Origin of the sequence: Streptomyces sp. NBC_01275 (genome assembly GCF_026340655.1) — a bacterium.
Lineage (GTDB): Bacteria > Actinomycetota > Actinomycetes > Streptomycetales > Streptomycetaceae > Streptomyces.
In genome coordinates, this window is record NZ_JAPEOZ010000001.1 from 5,667,802 (window position 1) to 5,682,672 (window position 14,871).

16 protein-coding genes are annotated in these 14,871 nt (G+C 71.3%); 11 read left to right on the forward strand and 5 right to left on the reverse strand.

What is annotated here, in order from left to right:
- Nucleotides 1–21: 21 nt before the first annotated feature.
- Nucleotides 22–807, forward strand: coding sequence for a CDP-alcohol phosphatidyltransferase family protein (locus OG562_RS25040; RefSeq protein WP_266401424.1), 786 nt, complete (start codon nt 22–24; stop codon nt 805–807).
- On the opposite strand, the gene OG562_RS25045 is transcribed toward OG562_RS25040, so the two are convergent.
- Nucleotides 746–1,588, reverse strand: a complete 843-nt coding sequence (locus tag OG562_RS25045) for a MerR family transcriptional regulator (RefSeq protein WP_266401426.1) — start codon at nt 1,586–1,588, stop codon at nt 746–748. The two genes, OG562_RS25040 and OG562_RS25045, sit on opposite strands and share 62 nt — an antisense overlap.
- Nucleotides 1,589–1,638: 50 nt before the next feature.
- On the reverse strand, nt 1,639–2,607 hold the full coding sequence (locus tag OG562_RS25050) for a zinc-binding dehydrogenase (RefSeq protein WP_266401427.1): 969 nt from the start codon (nt 2,605–2,607) through the stop codon (nt 1,639–1,641).
- 133 nt (nt 2,608–2,740) lie between these two features.
- Here OG562_RS25050 and OG562_RS25055 point away from each other — a divergent pair, with 133 nt between their 5' ends.
- Nucleotides 2,741–3,073 carry a helix-turn-helix transcriptional regulator gene (locus tag OG562_RS25055; protein WP_266401430.1) on the forward strand — a complete coding sequence of 111 codons (333 nt, stop codon included), beginning with the start codon at nt 2,741–2,743 and terminating at the stop codon, nt 3,071–3,073.
- A 124-nt stretch (nt 3,074–3,197) separates the two neighbouring features.
- Nucleotides 3,198–5,009 (forward strand): LamG-like jellyroll fold domain-containing protein, encoded by a 1,812-nt coding sequence (locus tag OG562_RS25060; RefSeq protein ID WP_266401432.1) that lies wholly within the window; start codon nt 3,198–3,200, stop codon nt 5,007–5,009.
- On the opposite strand, the gene OG562_RS25065 is transcribed toward OG562_RS25060, so the two are convergent.
- Nucleotides 4,993–6,405 (reverse strand): cytosine permease, encoded by a 1,413-nt coding sequence (locus OG562_RS25065; protein ID WP_266401434.1) that lies wholly within the window; start codon nt 6,403–6,405, stop codon nt 4,993–4,995. The two genes, OG562_RS25060 and OG562_RS25065, sit on opposite strands and share 17 nt — an antisense overlap.
- 87 nt (nt 6,406–6,492) lie before the next feature.
- Complete coding sequence (locus OG562_RS25070; RefSeq protein WP_266401436.1) at nt 6,493–6,885, reverse strand: PLD nuclease N-terminal domain-containing protein; 393 nt, start codon at nt 6,883–6,885, stop codon at nt 6,493–6,495.
- A gap of 88 nt (nt 6,886–6,973) precedes the next feature.
- Here OG562_RS25070 and OG562_RS25075 point away from each other — a divergent pair, with 88 nt between their 5' ends.
- The 8 genes from OG562_RS25075 to OG562_RS25110 all read left to right on the forward strand — a co-directional run bounded on the left by OG562_RS25075 (nt 6,974) and on the right by OG562_RS25110 (nt 13,591).
- Nucleotides 6,974–8,431, forward strand: a complete 1,458-nt coding sequence (locus OG562_RS25075; protein ID WP_266401438.1) for a menaquinone biosynthesis decarboxylase — start codon at nt 6,974–6,976, stop codon at nt 8,429–8,431.
- Nucleotides 8,428–9,330, forward strand: a complete 903-nt coding sequence (gene mqnP / locus OG562_RS25080) for a menaquinone biosynthesis prenyltransferase MqnP (RefSeq protein WP_266401439.1) — start codon at nt 8,428–8,430, stop codon at nt 9,328–9,330. The genes OG562_RS25075 and mqnP overlap by 4 nt, the downstream gene beginning before the upstream one ends.
- Nucleotides 9,331–9,430: 100 nt before the next feature.
- Nucleotides 9,431–10,099 carry a UbiX family flavin prenyltransferase gene (locus tag OG562_RS25085; RefSeq protein WP_266401441.1) on the forward strand — a complete coding sequence of 223 codons (669 nt, stop codon included), beginning with the start codon at nt 9,431–9,433 and terminating at the stop codon, nt 10,097–10,099.
- Between the two features lie 146 nt (nt 10,100–10,245).
- Complete coding sequence (locus OG562_RS25090; protein ID WP_266401442.1) at nt 10,246–10,701, forward strand: Lrp/AsnC family transcriptional regulator; 456 nt, start codon at nt 10,246–10,248, stop codon at nt 10,699–10,701.
- Nucleotides 10,702–10,804: 103 nt separating this feature from the next.
- The gene (mqnE, locus tag OG562_RS25095) at nt 10,805–11,968 is read left to right on the forward strand and encodes an aminofutalosine synthase MqnE (RefSeq protein ID WP_266401445.1); all 1,164 of its coding nucleotides are present in this window, start codon (nt 10,805–10,807) and stop codon (nt 11,966–11,968) included.
- A 10-nt stretch (nt 11,969–11,978) separates the two neighbouring features.
- Nucleotides 11,979–12,503, forward strand: a complete 525-nt coding sequence (locus OG562_RS25100) for a GNAT family N-acetyltransferase (protein ID WP_266401447.1) — start codon at nt 11,979–11,981, stop codon at nt 12,501–12,503.
- A gap of 94 nt (nt 12,504–12,597) precedes the next feature.
- On the forward strand, nt 12,598–12,909 hold the full coding sequence (locus tag OG562_RS25105) for a DUF4229 domain-containing protein (RefSeq protein ID WP_266401448.1): 312 nt from the start codon (nt 12,598–12,600) through the stop codon (nt 12,907–12,909).
- Nucleotides 12,910–12,946: 37 nt separating this feature from the next.
- Nucleotides 12,947–13,591 carry a TetR/AcrR family transcriptional regulator gene (locus OG562_RS25110; RefSeq protein ID WP_266401450.1) on the forward strand — a complete coding sequence of 215 codons (645 nt, stop codon included), beginning with the start codon at nt 12,947–12,949 and terminating at the stop codon, nt 13,589–13,591.
- Here OG562_RS25110 and OG562_RS25115 read toward each other — a convergent pair.
- Entirely contained in the window at nt 13,588–14,568 is a 981-nt protein-coding gene (locus OG562_RS25115) for a MaoC/PaaZ C-terminal domain-containing protein (protein ID WP_266401452.1), read from the reverse strand. The two genes, OG562_RS25110 and OG562_RS25115, sit on opposite strands and share 4 nt — an antisense overlap.
- Nucleotides 14,569–14,871 lie beyond the last annotated feature (303 nt).

A 14,871-nucleotide genomic window follows, 5' to 3' on the forward strand; every position in this document is an offset into this window, starting at 1 on the left:
GCCCCGGGCGGAAGGAAAGTCATGGTTGCTGCTCCTGTTCTGGAGGAGCTGCGGGAGGTCTGCCAGCCGCAGGCCAAGCTCGCCAGTCGCAACGGCGAGCACTGGGCGGGCCGGCTGTACATGCGGAAGATCTCGCTGCGGGCGACCCGGCAGCTCGTCCGCACCCCGGTCACCCCGGACCAGCTGACCTGGACGATGGTGGTGTGCGGGGTGCTGTCCGGGGCCGCACTGCTCATTCCGGGGCTGGCGGGGGCCGTACTCGCCGCCCTGCTCATGCAGTTGTTCCTGCTCTTCGACTGCGTCGACGGCGAGGTCGCCCGCTGGAAGGGGCAGAACAGCGCGACCGGCATCTACGTCGACCGGCTCGGGGCCTACCTGGCCGACGCGGCGCTGATGATCGGCTTCGGCTTCCGGGCCGCGGAGTCCGGCCTCGGCGGCTGGGCGGGCTTCAACGGCTGGGTGTCCCTCGGCCTCGCGACCGCTCTCGGCGTCGTCCTGCTGAAGGCGTCGACCGACCTGGTGGACGTGGCCCGGGCCCGGCGCGGGCTCGCCGTCGCCGACGACGAGGCCACCGCGCCCCGCTCGCAGGGCGTCGCCTCCCTGCGCCGCCTCGCCGCCGCCTTCAAGATCCACCGGGTCACCAACGGCATCGAGGCCTCGCTGGTCCTGCTGGCCGTGGCGTTCGCCGACGCGGCGACCGGCGGGGTCGAGCCGACCCGCTGGGCGCTGGCCGCCATCGCCCTGATCACCTGGGCGATGGTCCCGGCCCACCTGCTGTCGATCCTGTCGTCGTCCCGCCTGCGGTGACGCCCCTATTCCCCGTAAGACCCGTAAGACCCGTAACGCCCGGAACACCCGTAACGCCCGCAAGACCGTCGGCACCGTCGAGGTAGTCGTACAGACGGCCCGCTCCCGCCAGCATCGCGCGGGTGCGGGCCGTCAGCGTCCGGCCGCGTGCCGCGAGAGCCGCCCGCAGCGCCGCGCCGTCGCCCTCCCGGCGCAGCTCCTGAAGCACCGGGCCGATCTGGTGGAACAGGTAGTGGCTGCGCCGCAGCGAGTGCACGATCCGGGCGTCGCGCACCTCGTCGGGCCCGTAGACCCGGTAGCCGGTGCCCCGCGCCCGGGGCGGTGCGAGCAGCCCGGCCGCCTCCCACACCCGCAGCGCCGACGTCCGTACGCCGAGCAGCGCGGCGACCTCGCCGATGCGCAGGCCTCCGGAGCCGGCCGGGGGCGGGGACGCGGTTCGGGGTGGGTTCCCCAGCGTCTCCAGGGCCTCGCCGGTCGCCCGTAGCGCGGTGCGCTCCTCGTGCAGTGCCGCGTGCGCGGCGTCGACCAGGGCGAGCGCGGCCGGGACGTCGCCGGCGTGCACCGTCTGCATGATCCGGGCCGCCGCCACCGGGCCGTACCCCTTCACCAGCGTGCGATACGTCAGCAGCGCCTGCCGGTGGGTCTCCCCGAAGGTGCGGTAGCCGGACGCCGTACGCCCGGCCGGGGGCAGGACGCCGGTGTCCTCGTAGTTGCGGATCTGCTGCGTCGACAGCCCGGCGAGTCGGGCCAGGTCCACGGGGCGCAGGGGGCGGTCGGTCATCCTGGCGGGCTCCGGGAGGGGAGGGGAGACCAGCCTAGATCTTCACCGGCCTAGATCTTCAGCAGCAGCTTCCCCGTGCTCGTGCGCTCCCCCATCAGCCGGTGCGCCCGCGCGGCCTCCTCCAGGGGGAACTCGGCGGTGATCGGCAGGACCGCCGTCCCGTCGGCGACCTTCGCGAACGCCCGCTCGGCCAGCGTCCGCAGTGCGGCGGGTGCGGTCTGGGCGAGGGTGAGGACGGAGAAGCCGGAGACCGAGAGGCCCGTCGGGTACAGCTCCGGCTGCCCCACGCTCCACGGCTCGGCCGAACTCGCGTTGCCGAAGGAGACCAGGCGTCCGAACACGGCGAGGGAGGCCAGGGAGGCCTTGAGGGTCTCGCCGCCGACCGGGTCCAGCGCGAGGTCGACTCCGCGTTCGCCGGTCGCCGCCCGCACCGCCTTCTCGAACTCGCCGACGAACACCTCGTCGTAGCCGTACCCGCGCGCGTACTCGGCCTTGGCCGCCGACGACACGACGCCGTACACCGCGCCCGCGCCCGCCGCCTTCGCCAACTGGCCGACCACGGTGCCGATGCCGCCGGCCGCGCTCTGCACCAGGACGCTCTCCCCGGGCTGCAGCCGGCCCACCGTGTGGACCAGGGCGTACGCCGTCGGCAGCACCGTCGGCAGGGTCGCGGCCGTGCGCAGACCGACGCCCTCGGGCAGCGGGAACACGGTCGCCGCCTGCGCGACTGCCACCTCCGCGTAGGCCCCGCCCGCCGTCAGGGCGGTCACCTCCTGGCCCACGGACAGCCCGGTCACGCCCGCGCCGATCGCCCGTACCCGCCCGGAGACCTCGAGGCCGGGCCGGAAGGGCAGCGCCGGCACGCGGTAGCCCTCGGCCCGCGCCTTCAGGTCCGCGAAGTTCACCCCGGCGTAGGCCACGTCGACGCTCACCTGGCCGGGGCCCGGCTCGGGGACGTCCACCTCCACCGGACGCAGGACCTCGGGACCGCCGTACTCCTGAAGCTCGATCGCGCGCATGCCACACCCCTGGTTCGGCTGGTCGACCTGATCGGTCGACGCGACTGTTCGATGAAGAGCGAACACTCTTGACTGTATGGTTTTCATCGAACACTCGGCAAGCCGGTATCCGGCATCCGCGAGGGAGGACGACGTGGCCACCGCCAGTCATCGGGCCGCGCCCGACCACACCCACCCCGACGACGTCCCGCTCCTCGCCGCGCTCGCCGCGCTCTCCGACCCCGTACGCCTGTCCCTCGTCAGGGAGTTGGCGGGCTCGCCCGAGTGGTCGCGAGCCTGCGGCAGCTTCGACGTGCCGGTCGGGAAGGCCGCCCTCAGCCATCACTTCGCCGTGCTGCGCGGAGCCGGCCTCGTCGAGCAGCGCGACGAAGGGCCCCGGCGGGTGAACCGGCTGCGCCGCGCGGAGTACGACGCCCGCTTCCCCGGACTGCTGGAGCTGGTCCTGCGACCGGAGCCCCAGGGCTGACCTGCGCGGAATTGACCTAAGTTCGAACTTCCGTACCCCGTACGGGATTTCGGCCAACTGTTCGGGGGCTGGGCCTAAGCTGGGCCGCGTCCATGGAGCAGAGCGGTCCCGCCGGGAGGCAGTTGTGTCAGCGCTGGAGCCGGACGACCCGCGCTCCGTCGGGGAGTACCGGCTGCTGAGCAGACTGGGCGCGGGCGGCATGGGGCAGGTGTACCTGGGCCGTTCGCCGGGCGGTCGGCTCGTCGCGGTCAAGGTGGTGCACTCCGAACTGCTCCGCAGGCCCGAGTTCCGCTCCCGTTTCCGACGCGAGGTGCAGGCGGCCCGCTCGGTCAGCGGGGCCTTCACCGCCCCGGTGATCGACGCCGACCCGGACGCGGACCAGCCCTGGCTGGTGACCAGTTACATCGCCGGGCCCTCGCTGGAGCAGGCGGTCGCCGAGCGGGGGCCGTTCGCCCCGGCGGAGGTGCTGGCGCTCGCCGCCGGTCTCGCCGAGGCGCTGGTGTCGATCCACTCCGTGAACCTGGTCCACCGTGACCTCAAGCCCTCCAACGTGCTGCTCGCCGAGGACGGCCCCAGGGTCATCGACTTCGGGATCGTGCGGAGCCTCGAGAGCGACTCGCTCACCGCGACCGGACTCCTGGCCGGCTCACCGGGGTTCATGTCCCCCGAGCAGGTGGCCGGAGGCGCGATCACCCCGGCGAGCGACGTGTTCTGCCTCGGCGCGGTGCTGGCCTTCGCGGCGACCGGCAGAAACCCCTTCGGTGCGGGACCCACCCCCGCCCTGCTCTACCGCGTGGTCCACGACGAACCCGACGTCGACGCGATCGCCGACCCGGCCCTGCGCTCGCTCGTCTCCGCGTGTCTGGTGAAGGACCCCGGCGGCCGCCCCACCCCGCGCCAGATCCTCACCCATGTCGGCCCGGTCGCCGGGGCCCTGCAGACGCCCGGGGCTTCGGTGCCCGCCGCCGCCCATGCGCCCACGCGGGCCGGTGCGGCGGAGATCCGGGACTATCCGCGCACGCAGGTCCTGCCGACGCACGCGGCCACCCAGCTGGACACCGCCGCCCGGCCGCCCCTGCCACAGCAGCCGGGCCCGTACGGCACGGAGGGCCCGGGCGGCCTGCACGACCCGTACGGCCCGTACGACCCGACCGTCCCCGGCGATCCCGGCAGCCGTGGCCGTAGCCCCGGCCGCAGCCGCCGCGGCTTCCTGCTCGCCGGCGCCGTCACCGTGCTCGGCGTCGGCGCGGGCGTCTGGCTGACCCGTGACGACGGCGCGAAATCCGGCGCGGACGCCTCGCCCTCCTCCTCTTCCCCCTCTCCCGCCGCCTCCGCCGTCAGCGTCCCCGGGCCCGTCGGCCTCTGGCCCCTCGACGAGGCGTCCGGGGACGTGGCCCGGGACACCCTCGGCGGCAACGACGGAACCGCGACCGGCGTCCAATGGCACGACGGGGCCGCGGTGTTCGACGGGACGAGCAGTCAGATCGTCACCGCGGGACCGGTGGTCGACACGAGCGAGGGCCGCAGCTTCTCCGTGTCGGCGTGGGTGCGGCTGACCGCGATCCCGGGCACCTTCGCCACCGCCGTCAGCCAGGAGGGCGAGGCCAACAGCTGCTTCTACCTCCAGTACTCCGGCGACGAACGGCAGTGGGTCTTCGCCGGCGCCGGCCAGCGCGCCGTGGCCCGCACCGCCCCCGCGGCGGGTGTCTGGACCCACCTCGTCGGAGTGTGCGACGGCCCCGGACGCCGGCTCCGCGTCTACGTCGACGGCGTCCAGGAAGGGACCGTGGCCGACACCACCGCCGCGGGCGGATCCCTGGTGATCGGACGGGCCAAGTACAACGGCGGCCCCGCCGACTTCTTCCCCGGCGCCGTCAGAGACGTACGGGTCTTCGACCAGGCCCTGACCACCGCCCAGGTCAAGACCCTGAAGTGAGCCCCGCCTTCGCCGTCGTACGCCCCCGCAGTGCCGCGTAGACCCCGGCGCTCACCAGGAAGCCCACCAGCGGGGTGATGTCGCCGAAGGACGGCCAGTGCTTCGGCACCCAGCCGACGTACTTCTCCTGGTTGGAGAAGAGCGGCACGGAGGCCGCGACGCCGATCAACAGGGCGGCCACGCCGGGCCAGTTGGCGAAGGACGGGTCGTCCAGCCGGCGCGTCAGCTCCTCGTCCGGGGTACGGGACCGCGTCCAGCGTTCGACCAGCACGACCCCGAGCCACGGTCCCACCCAGTACGCGATGACCAGCAGGAACGCCTCGTAGGCGTGCCCCGCGTCATCCAGGGACGCCCACGCCGCCGCCGTACCGGCCAGACCGCACACCACGACGATCGCGCTGCGGCCGAGCCGCGGCGGGAGCTTCAGGCCGAGGGAGGTGATGGAGATGGCGGAGGAGTAGACGTTCAGGGCGTTCGCGGAGATCGCGCCCAGGATGATCGCGAGGAGCACCAGGTCGCCGAGCCAGCCCGGGAGATGGCCGGTGAAGGCGGCCGTCGGGGTGGCGCTCTCGGGGGCGACGATCGTCGCGGAGGCCGCGCCGATCACCGACACGACCGCGACGGACACGAACAGGCCGACCGCCGGATACAGGACGGTCCGGAAGCGGTCCGCCGTGCGCGGGAGATAGCGGGAGTAGTCGGCGGCGTACGGGTTCCAGCCGGCCGCGTAGCCCCAGGCCGTGCTGGTGGCGAGGAGGAAGCCGCCGATGCCGCCGCCCGAGCCGCCCCCGCCGAGGTCCGCGTGGTCGAAGGTCCACACGCCGGCCAGCAGGAAGACGACGGCGAGCGCGGGGAACGCGTACTTCTCGAAGACGTGCACGAAGTTGTGGCCGATGAAGCCGATCACGATCTCGACGGCCACCACGAGAAGGAGGGAGGGCAGCGGCCGCAGACCGGTCAGCGTGTTCAGCGCGAAGGCCGCGCTCACGCTGTTCACCGCGAACCAGCCGACCCCCGCGACCAGCGCGTTCACCCCGGACGGCAGCAGATTGCCCCGGCGGCCGAAGGAGAGGCGGCCGATCACCATCTGCGGGACGCCGAACCGGGGCCCGTCCAGCGACAGCACGCCCTGCGTCAGCGCCCCGAGCGCGGTGCCCAGCAGCAGGGCCGCGGTGGCCTCCCAGAAGCCCAGGCCGAAGAAGAGGACCGAGATCACGCCGATGTAGACGGTCGCGAACTCGATGTTCGGGGAAGCCCACGTCCACAGCAGCTGGAGCGGGCTGCCGTGCCGTTCGGCGTCGGGAATGGGTTCCGAGCCCGCCGTCTCGACGGCGATGACCTTTTCGCCGTACCCGGGGGCTGAGGCGCTGGTGGAGCTGGCGGGAGCAGTCGTCATGCGAGGTAAGTGTCCGGCCCGGGCGGGCCCCCGCCCAGGGGCGCATTGTCCGCTTCGGGCGGCTCGCCGGCGTACAACCTGTAGGGCTCAGCTGTCCTTGGGCTCCTCGCCGGACTCGCGGCGCTTGAGTTCCTCCTCGCGACGGCGCAGGTCGTCTTCCCAGTCCTTGAGGAGCTGCTCGTCGCCCCGGTCGTCCTCCTTCTTCTTCTCGTCTTCGAGGGACTTGAGGAACTCGGGGTTGTCGTCGGGCGCGACCCACTGCGCCGAGGACTGCCGGCCGCCCGCCGCCGGGGCGTTGCGCGCCTTGCCGGCCACCAGCCAGGCGACCGGACCGACCAGGACCTCGCCGAAGAGCAGGATGATGAACACCCACGCCACCTTCGGCAGTCCCCGCACCTCTTCCTCGGGGGTGTTCAGGCAGTCGATGAACGCGTAGATCCACAGCGCCAGGACCAGCAGAAACGGCAGATACCTGAGCATGGCGGCGGGTTCCCCCAGGAGACGGCGGCGGGGCGTGTGGCGGCCCCGGTGACGGGGTCAGGGTAGCCGGTGGCAGATACTGGGACACATGGCTTACGACGATCTTCGTTCCCTGCTCAGGGCGCTGGAACGTGAAGGCGACCTCAAGCGCGTCAAGGCAGAGGTCGATCCGTATCTGGAGGTCGGGGAGATCGTCGACCGGGTCCAGAAGTCCGGCGGCCCCGCGTTGCTCTTCGAGAACGTGAAGGGCTCCAGCATGCCCCTCGCGATGAACGTCTTCGGCACCGACCGCCGCCTGCTCAAGGCGCTCGGGCTGAAGTCGTACGCCGAGATCACCGAGAAGATCGGCGGACTGCTGCGGCCCGAGCTGCCGCACGGCTTCGTCGGCGTCCGCGAGGCGTTCGGGAAGCTCGGCGCGATGACGCACGTACCGCCGAAGAAGGTGAAGCCGGGGGACGCGCCCGTGCAGGAAGTGGTGCTGCACGGCGACGACGTCGACCTCGACGCCCTCCCCGCCCTCTTCACCTGGCCGCAGGACGGCGGGTCCTTCTTCAACCTGGGCCTCACCCACACCAAGGACCCCGAGTCCGGCATCCGCAACCTCGGGCTCTACCGCCTCCAGCGTCACGACAAGCGCACCATCGGCATGCACTGGCAGATCCACAAGGACAGCCGCAACCACTACCAGGTCGCCGCCCGCAAGGGCGAGAAGCTCCCCGTCGCCATCGCCTTCGGCTGCCCGCCCGCCGTCACCTACGCCTCCACCGCCCCCCTCCCCGGCGACATCGACGAGTACCTCTTCGCCGGGTTCATCGCGGGCAAGCGGATCGAGATGGTCGACTGCAAGACGGTGCCGTTGCAGGTGCCGGCGCAGGCGGAGGTCGTCCTTGAGGGCTGGCTGGAGCCGGGCGAGACGCTGCCCGAGGGCCCGTTCGGCGACCACACCGGCTTCTACACCCCGCAGGAGCCCTTCCCGGCCCTGACGATCGACTGCGTGACGATGCGGAAGCGGCCGCTGCTCCAGTCGATCGTGGTCGGCCGCCCCCCGACGGAGGACGGACCCCTCGGCCGGGCCACGGAGCGCTTCTTCCTCCCGCTCCTCAAGATCATCGTCCCGGACATCGTGGACTACCACCTGCCCGAGGCCGGCGGCTTCCACAACTGCGCGATCGTCTCGATCGACAAGAAGTACCCCAAGCACGCGCAGAAGGTGATGCACGCGGTGTGGGGCGCGCACATGATGTCGCTGACCAAGCTGATCGTGATCGTCGACGCCGACTGCGACGTCCACGACCTCCACGAGGTCGCCTGGCGGGCGCTCGGCAACACGGACTACGCCCGTGACCTCACGGTCGTCGAAGGCCCGGTCGACCATCTCGACCACGCCTCCTACCAGCAGTTCTGGGGCGGCAAGGCAGGCATCGACGCGACCCGGAAGTGGCCCGAGGAGGGCTACACACGGGACGGCGGCTGGCCCGAGATGGTCCTGTCCGACCCGGATACGGCGGCGACGGTCGACCGCCGCTGGAAGGAGTACGGGCTGTGAGCTCCGCGTCCGCAGCGCTCCCGCAGCCGGGACGCACGAAAGCCTTCCTCCGCCTCGTGATGATCGAGCACTCGATCTTCGCGCTGCCCTTCGCCTACATCGCCGCGCTCACCGCGATGTTCCAGCTGGACAAGGGCATCCACTGGGGCAGGCTGCTCCTCGTCACCGTCTGCATGGTCGGTCTGCGCACCTTCGCCATGGCGGTCAACCGGATCATCGACCGCGAGATCGACGCCCGCAACCCGCGCACGGCCCAGCGCGAACTGGTGACCGGCGCGATGTCGGTGAGGCACGCCTGGACGGGCGCGCTGATCGCCGTCGTGATCTTCCTGGGCTCGGCCGCCCTCCTCAACCCGCTCTGTCTGGCCCTCGCCCCCGTCGCCGTCATCCCGATGGTGGTCTACCCCTACGGCAAGCGGTTCACGAACTTCCCGCAGGCCATCCTGGGTCTGGCCCAGGCGATGGGCCCGATCGGCGGCTGGCTGGCGATCACCGGCGAGTGGTCCTGGGACGCGGTGATCCTGGGGCTCGCCGTCGGCATCTGGATCGGCGGCTTCGACCTGATCTACGCCTGCCAGGACGTCGAGACCGACCGCGAGATCGGCGTCATGTCGGTGCCGGCCCGCTTCGGCATCCCGGCGGCGATCCGGGGCGCGCGCGTCTGCCACGCCGTGACGACGGCCCTGTTCGTCTGGTACGCCCTGGCCACCGACGTCGGCGTGTTCTTCTGGCTCGGTCTGCTGATCGTCGCGGGCGCGTTCGTCTACGAGCACTCGATCGTGCGGCCGCATGATCTGTCCCGGCTGAACAGGGCGTTCTTCTCGACGAACGGGTTCATCGGCATCAGCCTGTTCGTCTGCGCCCTCATCGATCTGTTGGTGCGCGGGCTCACGGTGTAGTCCGCGCACCCTCCGTATCTCCTCCACACCCCCGCCCTGTCCTGAAGACCTTCCCACTCACCGGTACGCTCAAGGTGTGAACGCAGGAGAAACGCAGCGCGTGCCTTGGATCGTGGGGGTGTCCGGGGCGTCCGGTACGCCCTATGCCGCCGCCGTGCTGCGTGCGCTGCTCGCCGGGGGCGAGAGCGTCGACCTGGTGGTCAGCAGGGCCTCGCGCCTCACGCTGCTGGACGAGACGGGCATCTCGTTCCGGGACGCGCACTGGCGGGAGGACCTGCGGGAATGGCTGGCCCGCGGGGCCGACGGCAAGCCGGACACCTTCGACGTGGACCTCGAACCGGGCGGCGACGGCGACCGGGTGCGGTACTGGAACGCCGGTGACCTGGCCGCGGGCCCGTCCTCGGGGTCGTACCAAGTGCAGGGCATGCTGATCGTGCCGGCCTCGACCGCCTGCGTCGCCGGAGTCGCCCTCGGCCTGTCCAAGGACCTGCTCCAAAGGGCGGCGAGCGTGACGCTCAAGGAGCGCCGCACCCTCGTCGTCGCCGTGCGCGAGACCCCGCTGAACGGGCAGACCCTGCGCCACCTGGTCGCCCTGGACGACGCGGGCGCGAGCGTCGTGCCCGCCTCGCCGGCCTTCTACGCGGGAGCCACGCACATCCAGGACCTGGTCGACTTCGTCGCGGGCCGGGTCCTCGACGCGGCGGGCGTGGCGCACGGGCTGTATCGCCGGTGGGAGGGCGAGCTGGGCGGCGGCTCCCGCCCGGCCTGAGTTCTCGGTCTTTCCCGGACCCCGGACCTCAGCTCTCTGACCTCAGCTCTCTGACCTCAGCTCCTCAGACCTCAGCTCTCACCTCAGCTCTCAGACCTCAGATACCTCTTCCTCTTCTTCATCTTCATCGGAAGGCTTCGATTCGCATGGACGCGGTGGACAGGCAGCTCATCCAGGCCCTGAGGGAGAACGGCCGGGCCTCCTACGCCGAGTTGGGGCGTTTGGTCGGCCTGTCGGGACCCAGCGTCACCGACCGCATCAACCGGCTGGAGGCGGCCGGCGTCATCACCGGCTACCGCGCCACGGTGAACGCCGCCCAGCTCGGCCTCGGCGTCACCGCCCTGATCGGCATCTCCCTCTCCGACGCCGCCGACCACGAGGACGTGGCGAACCGGATGAAGGAGCTGACCGAGATCGAGGACTGCTGGTTCATCGCCGGCGAGGACTCGTTCATGCTCAAGGTGCGGGCGAACGACGTCGACGGCCTGGAGAAGATCATCCGGCGGCTGTCGGGGACCAAGGGCGTCTCCCGGACCCGTACGACGATCGTGCTGTCCACGAAGTGGGAGAACAGGGTCGGAGAGCTGCCGGAAGAGGTCTGAGCCCGGAGGTCCGCGTCGGGAAGTCCGAGCCCGGAGGTCCGGGTCGGGAAGTCCGAGTACGAAGGCGTACGGTTTAACAGGTCTGTCTAGGAGAGGTGTGGGCATGGACGTCGGGCTCAAGCGCGAGCTGGAGGAGAAGGTCAGGGCCGGTGAACGGCTGACCCGTGAGGACGGCATCGCGCTGTACGAGTCGGACGACCTGGCCTGGCTCGGCGGACTCGCGCACGAGGTGCGCACCCGCAAGAACGGCGACGTCGTGCACTTCAACGTCAACCGTCACCTCAACATGACGAACGTGTGCACCGCGTCCTGCGCCTACTGCTCGTTCCAGCGCAAGCCGGGCGAGAAGGACGCGTACACGATGCGCATCGAGGAGGCGGTGAAGCTCGCCAAGGCGATGGAGGGCGAGAACCTCACCGAGCTGCACATCGTCAACGGCCTGCACCCGAACCTTCCGTGGCGGTACTACCCGCGCTCCCTGCGCGAGCTGAAGGCCGCCCTGCCGAACGTCTCCCTGAAGGCCTTCACGGCGACCGAGATCCACCACTTCGAGACGATCAGCGGTCTGTCGGCGTCGGAGATCCTGGACGAGCTGATCGACGCGGGCCTGGAGTCGCTCACCGGCGGCGGCGCGGAGATCTTCGACTGGGAGGTCCGGCAGCACATCGTGGACCACCGCACCCACTGGGAGGACTGGTCCCGCATCCACCGCCTGGCGCACGAGAAGGGTCTCAAGACCCCCTCGACCATGCTGTACGGCCACATCGAGGAGCCGAAGCACCGCGTCGACCACGTCCTCAGGCTGCGCGAGCTCCAGGACGAGACGAACGGCTTCCAGGTCTTCATCCCGCTGCGCTACCAGCACGACTTCGTGGACATGAAGGACGGCAAGGTCCGCAACCGCCTCCAGGCCCGCACCCAGATGGCCACGGGGGCCGAGGCGCTGAAGACCTTCGCGGTCTCGCGCCTGCTCTTCGACAACGTCCCGCACGTCAAGGTCTTCTGGGTCATGCACGGCGTCCAGACCGCCCAGCTGGCCCTCCAGCACGGTGCGGACGACATGGACGGCTCGGTCGTCGAGTACAAGATCACGCATGACGCCGACAACTACGGCACCCCGAACAAGCTGACCCGCGAGGACCTGCTCGACCTCATCCGCGACGCCGGCTTCCGCCCGGTGGAGCGCAACACGCGCTACGAGATCATCCGCGAGTACGACGGTCCCGACCCGGCGCGCCGTGAGTCGCCGCAGCCCATGCGCGTGTGACGACGGCACGATGACGCTGGTCTTCACCCTGGACCCGGCGATCACCCCGACCCTCAGGGACGACGTCCTCGCCCTGTGGGCGGAGGTGTCGAACGCGGGCGGCTCCGTCGGCTTCGTCGCGCCGGTGACGGCCGACGACATACGGCCCGAGCTGGTCAAGCACTTCGTCGCGATGGCGGAGGGGCGCACCCGGCTGCTGGTCGGCCGGGACGCCTCGGGCACGGTCGCCGCGACCGCGTTCCTCTCCTTCAACACCCACCGGCTGATGCGGCACTGGCTGTGGCTGTACACGGTGATGGTGCACCCCCGGCACCAGGGCCGGGGGTACGGCCGGGACCTGCTCGCCGCCGCCGAGGAGGCCGCCCGCGGCCTCGACGGCATCGAGGCGATCCGGCTCACCTGCCGGGGCGGACACGGCTTGGAGCGGTTCTACGGCTCCTGCGGCTACAAGGAGGTCGGCCGGGTGCCCGGCGCGATCCGCGTAGCGCCGGGGGACGACCGGGACGACGTCTTCATGCTGCTGCCCCTGATGTGAGCCCAGGCCGTCGTCCGCCGCACCCCGCCGCAAGATCGGGCGGGGCGCGTGCTTCACTGGACGGGACTGTTTCGAGACGGAAGAGTGGATTGAGATGTTCCGCTACACACTGATGCGCCTCGGTGTCTTCGCCGGCTGCTTCGTGGTCGTCTGGGGCCTCACCTACTCCGGCGTCGTCCCGCGCGGCCTCGGCGACTCCAACATCATGTGGGTCGTCCTGCTCTCGCTGGTGATCTCCGCCCCGATCAGCTTCGTGGTCCTGCGCAAGGAGCGCGACCGCGCCTCGGTGACGGTCGTCCAGCGAGTGGACCGTATGAAGGCCAACCTGGAGGCCAACCGCTCCCAGGAGGACGAGACGGTCGACGCCGCCCAGGCGCAGGGTCAGGCGCAGGGCCAGGCCTCTTAAGCACCGCCCGCGCCCGGGGGCGAACTAGTCTTGCTCCATGGGTGCCGTGAAGACCAAGCGGATGCCGCGGGCGGTCCGTGAGCAGCAGATGCTGGACGCCGCCGTGGAGACCTTCGGCCGGCGGGGGTACATGGCCGCGTCGATGGACGAGATCGCCGAACTCGCGGGCGTGTCCAAGCCGTTGGTGTACCTGTACCTGAACTCCAAGGAAGAGCTCTTCACCGCGTGCATCCGGCGCGAGGCCAAGGCGCTCGTCGAGGCGGTGCGCGGCGGGGTCCGCACCGACGTGCCCGCCGACCGCCAACTCTGGGACGGGCTGCGGGCGTTCTTCGCGCACACCGCGGAGCACCCGCACGCCTGGTCCGTCCTGCATCTCCAGGCCCGTACCCACGGCGAGCCCTTCGCCGCGGAGGTCGCCGCGATGCGCGAGGAGATCGTCGCGTTCGTGACGCAGCTGATCGTGGTCGCCGCCCGTGAGGCCCACCGCGACCCCGACCTGCCCGAACGCGAGGTCGCGGGGCTGGCCGAGGCCCTGGTGGGCGCGGCCGAGTCCCTCGCCGCCTGGACCAACGCCACCCCCGACGCCAGCGCCCGCCAGGCGGCGGCCACCCTGATGAACTTCGCCTGGACGGGCCTGGGCAACCTGATGGAGGGCAGGGCCTGGTCACCCCCGGAGGACTAGGGCAGGTCCTGGTCACCGGTGAGCGGATCCACCCGTCCGCTCACATGCACCCGGCCCGACTCCCCGGCCCCCCTCAACTCGAACCGGCGGCCGTCCGCCGCGAACGTCACCGCGCCCGGCAGCAGGACCGGGGCCCGGAACTCCGCATGCAGGTGTACGGCTTCGGGGGTGCCGTGGGCGGCGAGGCAGCGGGCCACGGTCCACATGCCGTGGGCGATGGCCCGGGGGAAGCCGAAGAGGCGGGCGGTGAGGGGGTGGAGGTGGATGGGGTTGCGGTCGCCGGAGGCGGCGGCGTAGCGCCGGCCGACGTCGGCGGCGAGCCGCCACTCGTCGAGGACGGGGAGGGCGGGCTCCTCAACTGCCGTAAGCCCCGGTTCAGTTGGTTCGAGGTCGGCCGGGGTGGTGGGGTGTCGGCACAGGTAGGTGCTCGTGGACTCCCACACGACCGCACCCGCACCCGCACCCGCACGGGCACCCCCACTCCCGTCCCCACCCGCACCCCCACTCCCACCCTCATTCCCACCTTCACTCCCGCTCCCCTCCTCGCCTTTCCTCAGCTCCGTCACGACGAACGCCTCCGTCCCCCGTCGATGCGGGGCCAAGTGGTCGACGTGCACGGTGAGTTCGTAGGTGCCGGTCGCCGCGACGGCGCGCCGGCGGGTGATGTCGATCGACGTGTGGACGAGGCCGAGCAGCGGAAGCGGGAAGTCCCGGCGGCTCATGACGGCCATGGCCAGGGGGAAGCCGAGGACGTGGGGATAGGTGACCGGCAGGGCGTCCTCGCCGGTGGGGAAGCCGCAGACCCGTTCGTAGGCGGCGAGTCGGGCGAGGTCGAGCCGCAGTCCGGGCAGGACGAGCCGTTCGGTCGAGTCGGAGGAGGAGAAACGGACGCCGGGGCGGGGTCGCTTGAACGGCGAGCGCAGCGCCCCGCGCATGAGCAGCGGCGCGAGGGCCGGGGGACCGGAGAGGGTGACCATGTCCAGCTCCTACCTCTTTAGGACGCTTGGGTCTTCTTGGGCTCTCGTGGGGGCTATTCCAAAAGCTGACTCCGCAGTAATGTTACCGCCGGTAAGCCGCTGATAAGCGCACGTCGCGGCCACCTCGTCTTAAACCTGAGGGTTACTCACATACCCCCCGGGACTGCACAGCCCTGACCCCGGACCATCCCCGAACGCCCACACACTCCACACCTCGGGGCCGTACGATCCCTGCCTAACCGGCGGTAACCCCACGCTTCGGGGGCATCCCGGTGAACGCCTCGGGCACCGGGGCACGTACGT